At 62.3% G+C, this 6071-nt stretch carries 9 protein-coding genes; 1 reads left to right on the top strand and 8 read right to left on the bottom strand.

The window, feature by feature from the left end:
- Positions 1-101: 101 nt before the first annotated feature.
- Complete coding sequence (locus NKJ01_RS30725) at positions 102-701, bottom strand: cytochrome b (RefSeq protein ID WP_352733912.1); 600 nt, start codon at positions 699-701, stop codon at positions 102-104.
- A 36-nt stretch (positions 702-737) separates the two neighbouring features.
- Between NKJ01_RS30725 and NKJ01_RS30720 the strand changes: the two genes are divergently transcribed.
- Positions 738-1529, top strand: coding sequence for a YdcF family protein (locus tag NKJ01_RS30720; protein ID WP_352733910.1), 792 nt, complete (start codon positions 738-740; stop codon positions 1527-1529).
- Between the two features lie 87 nt (positions 1530-1616).
- On the opposite strand, the gene NKJ01_RS30715 is transcribed toward NKJ01_RS30720, so the two are convergent.
- From NKJ01_RS30715 to NKJ01_RS30685, 7 genes are all read right to left on the bottom strand, one after another.
- Positions 1617-2174 (bottom strand): hypothetical protein, encoded by a 558-nt coding sequence (locus tag NKJ01_RS30715; protein WP_352733908.1) that lies wholly within the window; start codon positions 2172-2174, stop codon positions 1617-1619.
- A 22-nt stretch (positions 2175-2196) separates the two neighbouring features.
- Positions 2197-2931 carry a cytochrome c biogenesis CcdA family protein gene (locus tag NKJ01_RS30710; protein ID WP_352733906.1) on the bottom strand — a complete coding sequence of 245 codons (735 nt, stop codon included), beginning with the start codon at positions 2929-2931 and terminating at the stop codon, positions 2197-2199.
- 28 nt (positions 2932-2959) lie between these two features.
- The gene (locus tag NKJ01_RS30705) at positions 2960-3757 is read right to left on the bottom strand and encodes a DsbA family protein (RefSeq protein WP_352733904.1); all 798 of its coding nucleotides are present in this window, start codon (positions 3755-3757) and stop codon (positions 2960-2962) included.
- Between the two features lie 77 nt (positions 3758-3834).
- Positions 3835-4575, bottom strand: a complete 741-nt coding sequence (locus tag NKJ01_RS30700; RefSeq protein WP_352733902.1) for an SCO family protein — start codon at positions 4573-4575, stop codon at positions 3835-3837.
- On the bottom strand, positions 4575-4874 hold the full coding sequence (locus NKJ01_RS30695; RefSeq protein ID WP_352733901.1) for a hypothetical protein: 300 nt from the start codon (positions 4872-4874) through the stop codon (positions 4575-4577). Before NKJ01_RS30695 ends, NKJ01_RS30700 begins: the two co-directional genes overlap by 1 nt.
- A gap of 14 nt (positions 4875-4888) precedes the next feature.
- Positions 4889-5413 carry a TlpA family protein disulfide reductase gene (locus NKJ01_RS30690; RefSeq protein WP_352733899.1) on the bottom strand — a complete coding sequence of 175 codons (525 nt, stop codon included), beginning with the start codon at positions 5411-5413 and terminating at the stop codon, positions 4889-4891.
- On the bottom strand, positions 5410-6069 hold the full coding sequence (locus NKJ01_RS30685) for a DsbE family thiol:disulfide interchange protein (RefSeq protein WP_352733897.1): 660 nt from the start codon (positions 6067-6069) through the stop codon (positions 5410-5412). The genes NKJ01_RS30690 and NKJ01_RS30685 overlap by 4 nt, the downstream gene beginning before the upstream one ends.
- Between the last annotated feature and the right edge of the window lie 2 nt (positions 6070-6071).

Here is a 6071-nt window from a genome sequence, read left to right as displayed (position 1 = left end):
CGGCACGTGTGAATCTTGGGGTGTTCGTTGTTCTTGTCGCAATAGGCAAGGCCGCACGCTATGCGGTGATCATTGCGGGAGGATTCTGGGCGATGGCGTGATCAGCCGTCCTCGTCGTCGACCGCAAGCGGCGCTTGCAGTTTCGGCGAGGCGGAGTCCGACTTCCCGAAGAACATGCTTCGCATGACACCGTCCCGAAGCAGCACGAAATGCACCAGCGCGGCCAGGATGTGAACGCTGACAAATCCAAGCAATATCCAGACCAGCTTTGCATGGACGAACGCGAAACCTCTTGCCGACAGCGCGCCGCCGGATGGCGCCAACGGCACGAGCAAGTTTCCGAAAAGCCGCGCGGGAGGCATGAAGGGCATTGGCCGGTAGCCCAGCCATCCCGTTATCAGGACGGCAAGAATCATCACGTAGAGAGATAAATGGACGAAAGCGCTCGCAAACCGCCCGGAGCGCGAGATTTGCCGGACGGGGCCCTTAGTGAAAATGCGCAAGCAAAGTCGCAGGACAACAATGGCAAGAATCGTCACGCCGATCGACATGTGGAGCGGAAGCCAGTTCATTGTCGCCATGCCCGGCCCGTCCATCGGTCCGAACGAAATGGCGATTTGCGCCGCGAGAGCAATCACGGTCAGCCAATGCAGCAGACGAATGCCGAAATGCCAGCGGAGTCGAGGGGCGTTCGCGGTCATTTCTGACGAGCGCCGCCTGTCGGACGCGAGGGTCTGATGTCTTTCCTCATCTCAAAACTCATCGAGACTTTCCTGCTCCCTTCCAACCTTGTCGTGCTCCTTGGGTTGATCGGTATTCTCGCGATGTTCCTTGGCAGATCTCGCTTGGGGACAGCTGGCATCATAGCGTCGGTTCTGTTGCTGGCCATCTGTGGCTGGAGTCCTCTTGGACCGGCTGCCGTGATGGTGCTTGAGAACCGCTTTCCGCAGCCAATAATCGAAGGGCCGGTCACCGGCATTGTCATGCTTGGCGGAGCGGTCAATATCCACATAACTCAAGACCGGCACAGTATTGCGGTCAATGACAATGCGGAGCGGGTTTACGTTGTGGCCATGCTGGCCCGGCAATACCCGAGCGCCCGGATCCTGTTGTCTGGCGGGATCGCCCACCTTGATGGCGATCATGCCTTCAGTGAATCCGAAGGCGCCCGCCAACTGCTGCTCGATCTCGGTGTCCCGCAAGAGCGAATTGAACTGGAAGAGCGGTCGCGAACAACGTTCGAAAATGCGATGGAAAGCGTGGCAATAGCCAAGCCCAAGCCGGCGGACGTTTGGCTTCTGGTGACTTCCGCCTACAACATGCCGCGGGCCGTTGCTTCGTTCAGGGCGGCAAATTTCCCGATCGTGCCATATCCCGTGGACTATCGGACACGACCAAGCGACCTGCATCGTCCAGTCAGTACGATCGCAGGCGGTTTGGAATTCATGGACATTGCCGCTCATGAATGGCTCGGACTTGCGACGTATCGTCTCTTGGGCAAGACGTCCGAAATTCTGCCAAACCCTTAAGGTTGACCGAAAACTTCGCTACCGACCGCACGCGGGTGATCGGGAGCGCAAGGCAAGCGCCTGCAGGTTCAACTCGTCCGGGCAATCCTAACCGTCCCCGCCGCAGCCGTCGGAAAGATTCCATACGTCGACGATCTGCTTGCCGCTGAAGCCGTGCTCGTGGATCAGGTACTTCGCCAGCCCGCCATACACCTTCCAGCGCCAGCATTGGCAGCAGCACGGGCCCTTCTCGTTGGAGTTGGCCATCGCGTAGTCGTAGGCCTTCTGCTCGTCGCCGCTGAGCTTGAGGTCGTAATAGGACGCCGCCTGTCGCGCGGTGGCCGCCGGTATGTCGTAGGGGTCCTGCGGGATGATCACGATGTCGCGGTATTTGGTCAGACCCTGCGTCTGTTCGGTATAACGCTTCAACTCCATCGGGCTGCAGCACGAACCCTTGATGCGAGACATCGCCGGCATGGTAGCGATCGACTCCGTGAACTTGGCCGAGCACGTGCTGTTGCCGTTTTTGCTGAGTTCCTCAAATCGCTTGGCGAGACCGGGATCGTCGGCGGCTGCCGCTATACTAGCGCCGAGCAGGACCATCAGCCCGGCGATTGCTATCGCCACGCGGAGCGCCTGGGTCACGAGGTTCGAAACAGAGGTCATTGAAAACTCCCTTCTTCGGCCTTCAGCCGATGCGCGTGAATATCGGAAACTGCTGGAGCAGCCAGAACGAGAAGGTCGACATCTGCCCGGTGATCATGGCGAGTCCCATGAGAACCATGATGCCGCCGGCCGCCGGCTGCAACAGCCGACCCACTTGGCGCATCGCCTTCAGCCGCCGCGCCAGGCTATCGGTGAACAGCGCCGCGAGCAGGAAGGGCACGCCGAGGCCGAGCGAATAGATCGCAAGTAGGGCAACGCCGTCGGCGACGGTTGCCGAGGCGGCGCCAACGGTCAGGATCGAGCCGAGGATCGGACCGATGCAAGGCGTCCAACCGAAGGCGAATGCAAGGCCGAGCGCGTAGGCCGACATCGCGCGGCCGCCTGGAGCCGAGGCATGAAACCGTGCCTCGCGCATCATCCAGCCCGGGCGCACCAGCCCGATCAGGAAAAGACCGAACAGAATGACGATGGCGCCGCCAACGAGGTTGAGCTCGACGCGGTAGCCGAGCAGCAAGCGGCCGAGCGTGGTTGCGCTGGCGCCGAGCACGATGAAGACGGTGGAGAATCCGAGCACGAAGCAGAGGCTCAAGGCAGCCGCCGACAGACGGGCCGCGCTTTCGAACGGTCCATCCGTCGGCGTCCTGCCGGCGACATAGGAAACATAGCCCGGCACCAGAGGCAGCACGCAGGGCGAGAGAAACGAGACGATGCCCGCGGCGAACGCGCTCAGCACGCCGATGTTGGAGAGTTCGGGCATCAGTTGTTCCCTCTTGCCAGCACGCGTCTCATTTCGGCTGCGCCCGCGCCTGCTCGATCAGCTTCTTCATCGTCTCGAGATTGGTGGCGCCGGGAAAGATCTGGTCGCCGACGACGAAACCCGGTGTGCCCGTGATCCTCAATGCCTGCGCCAGCTCGGCGTTGCGGTCGATCAGCGCTTGGATTTCGGGTTGCTGCATGTCGCTCTTCATGCGCGCCAGGTCGAGGCCGGCCTCGGCGGCGATCTTGAGCACGATCGCCTCGGTCACCCTCGTTCTGGAGTCGAACAGCGCCTTGTGGAATTGCGTGTATTTGCCTTGCTTCTGGGCCGCCAATGCCGCCTTGGCCGCGAATACGGAATCCGGACCGAGGATGGGGAATTCCTTGTAGACGATCTTGAGCTGAGGATCGTCGGCCGCAGCCTGTGCCATGACCGGCGCCATCTGGCGGCAATAGGGGCAGTTGTAGTCGAAGAACTCCACCAAGGTGACGTTGCCCTCGGCGTTGCCGTCGACCGGGCTCTGCTTGTCGCGGAAGATATCGTCGGCGCGTGACGTCAGCACCGCCTTTGCTGCGGCCGCATCGGCCTCGCGCTGGCGCTGGTCCAGACTTTGCAGCGCCTGCACGAGGACCTCGGGATGGGCGAGGATGTAGTCATGGATGCGCTGGTCGAACTGGTCCTGGGACATTTCGCCGGCCGCCATCGCCGATCGCCCGGCGCCCTGAAAGCCCGGATTGAGAAGGAACCATCCTGTCACTCCGGCAACGAGAAGGGCGCGGACAATGAAGCCGCCATATCGGTGTGCCTGTTTTACCCTGGTGATCACGTGCGTCTCTCCTTTTATCTGTTTTGTTGCCCTTTGGGGCGGCCTGGTGTCGCCATGCCGCCGGTGAAAAAATTGCGTCAAAAGAAGCTCTTCAATTTTGCCAGCCAGCCTTCGTCTTGCTCATGGTGCGGATGCTCGACATTATTGGTGAGCGCGTTGATGAAGGTGACGAGATTGACCGGCGCGAAATCCAGGCCGTGAAAATTCGCCCGCCAATAGCCCTCCTTGTCGATGACATGCGTGACGATGCCGTGTGCTTGGATGCCGTCTTCCGTCTTGGTGAACTTGTGGCCGAAGGCTTCCGCCAGCTTGCGGGTCGTATCCTCCGGCTGATCCTGGCTCGTGGTCAGGAACAGCCAGTTGACTGGGTTGAGGCCATGGGTCGGCCCGTATTTGCGCAGCACCTCCGGCGTGTCGCGCGCGGGATCCGTGGTGATGCTGACAAAGGTGACCTGGTCCTTCATCGGGGTACCGTTCACCATCTTCTGGATCTCGGCGATCTTCTCGGCGTGCAGAGGACAAACGTCAGTGCACGACGTGTAGACGAAGTGGACGACGACGACCTTGCCGCGCAAATCGGCCGGCCGCACCACGCGCCCGTCGGCGGTGCGCAGGGTGAAGTCCGGCATCGGCTTGTCGATCTGCTGGAAATACTTTTCGTCGCTCTTGAGCAAGGCGTCGACATCATCCAGCGAATGCGCCCGCGCGCCGTGGACATGGCCGAGGATGAGCGCTGTCAAACCGATCAGGCCGCGCAGCAGCCACGCGCCAAGAGCCGGAAAAAGCGCCCGCGGCTCGGCTTGGATCTGGACAAACATCAGCCACTGCCTTTCATCGTGCCGTCGGCATCTGTCTTTGGCGAAACGTCTTCCGTTGAGCAGGCACGGCCCGTCATTCTGTTCATGCATAGACCAAGTGCGCACATGGCGACGCAAGGCAGGACGCTGATCAGCAGCGGCGCAATGCCTGCCGCGACCAGCCATGTCCAGTTGAAGGCGATGCCGCCTACAACGACGGCTGCACCGGCTGCGATCAGGCCGCGGCGGCGGGCGAGCGTGCGGCGGATGCTGGAGCCGGGCGAGGCCTCGTTGGCTTGTGTCAATTCCGTGGTGGTCATTGTCGGTTCCTTTCTCAGTTGGCAGCCAAGTGGCCGCGGATGAACGCGATCATTTCGGGTGAATCCCATTCGGCCGGTCCGATCAGCCGGCCGATTTCCTTACCCTTGGCGTCAATCAGCAACGTCGTCGGCAGGCCGACGACGCCGAGCGCGAACATGGCCTTGCTCGATGTGTCGATGTTGAGCGCGAGGTGCTGGATGCCGATTTCGGCGAAGAACTGCTTCACCATGTCCGGGTCGCGATCTATCGACAGCGCGACGACCTCGAAACCCGACTCGCCGAGCTCGGCCTGCAACCGGTCGAGCGTCGGCATTTCCTTGCGGCAGGGAACACACCATGTCGCCCAGATGTTGAGCAGCACGACCTTGCCGGAAAAGTCGGTGAGCGTTCTCGGCTGGCCGGCGCTGTCCTGGAAGCTGATATCCGGCACCGGCACGGGCGCCTCGTGAACGGCAAAGTTCTGCGGCGGTTCGGCCGCCGAGAGAGGCTGCGACAACGCCAGCAGGAGGCCGAGAAGAATGACGGCGAGCTTGCTCATGGCTGCCGCTCTCTCGCTTGCGCCCGCAGGCGCTCGACCAGCGGCAGGATGGTCTTGGTCAGCGCCTCCTGCGTCACAGGGCCGATATGCTTGTAGGCGATGCGTCCGTCGGCGCTGACGACGAAGGTTTCGGGGACGCCGTAGACGCCCCAGTCGATGGCGACCCGGCCGTCGCGGTCGGCGCCGGTGCGCGTATAGGGATCGCCGAGCGTGTCCAGCCATCGCTCGGCGTCCCCGGGCCGGTCCTTGTAGTTCAGCCCGTGCAGCGGCACCGTCCCGCTTGCCGCCAGTTGCAGGAAGACCGGGTGCTCCTCGCGGCAGGCAACGCACCATGACGCAAAGACGTTGACGAGCGAGACCTCGCCGCTGAGGTCGCGGCTCGACAGGCCGAGCACACGCCCCTTGACCGGCGGCAGGCTGAACTCGGGCACCTGCTTGCCGATCAATGCCGAGGGGATGTCGGAAGCGTTGCGGGTGAGCCCCCAGGCGAGCAAGACGGCGAGTCCGACGAAAATAATCATTGGCAGCAGGACCGCCAGCCGCCGCCACGCGGCGCGCGGGGTGGCAAGCGGCCCGGCATCGGGTTGAACCGGGCCGCTGGCAGTGATGACGCGCCGAGCCGACGGCTTCGCGAACCCCTGAGCACGTACCTTCATGT

This window comes from Mesorhizobium sp. M0276, assembly GCF_040321755.1.
Lineage (GTDB): Bacteria > Pseudomonadota > Alphaproteobacteria > Rhizobiales > Rhizobiaceae > Mesorhizobium.
Note: the sequence above shows the minus strand (reverse complement) of the source record. Positions and strands in the feature narration are given on the sequence as shown.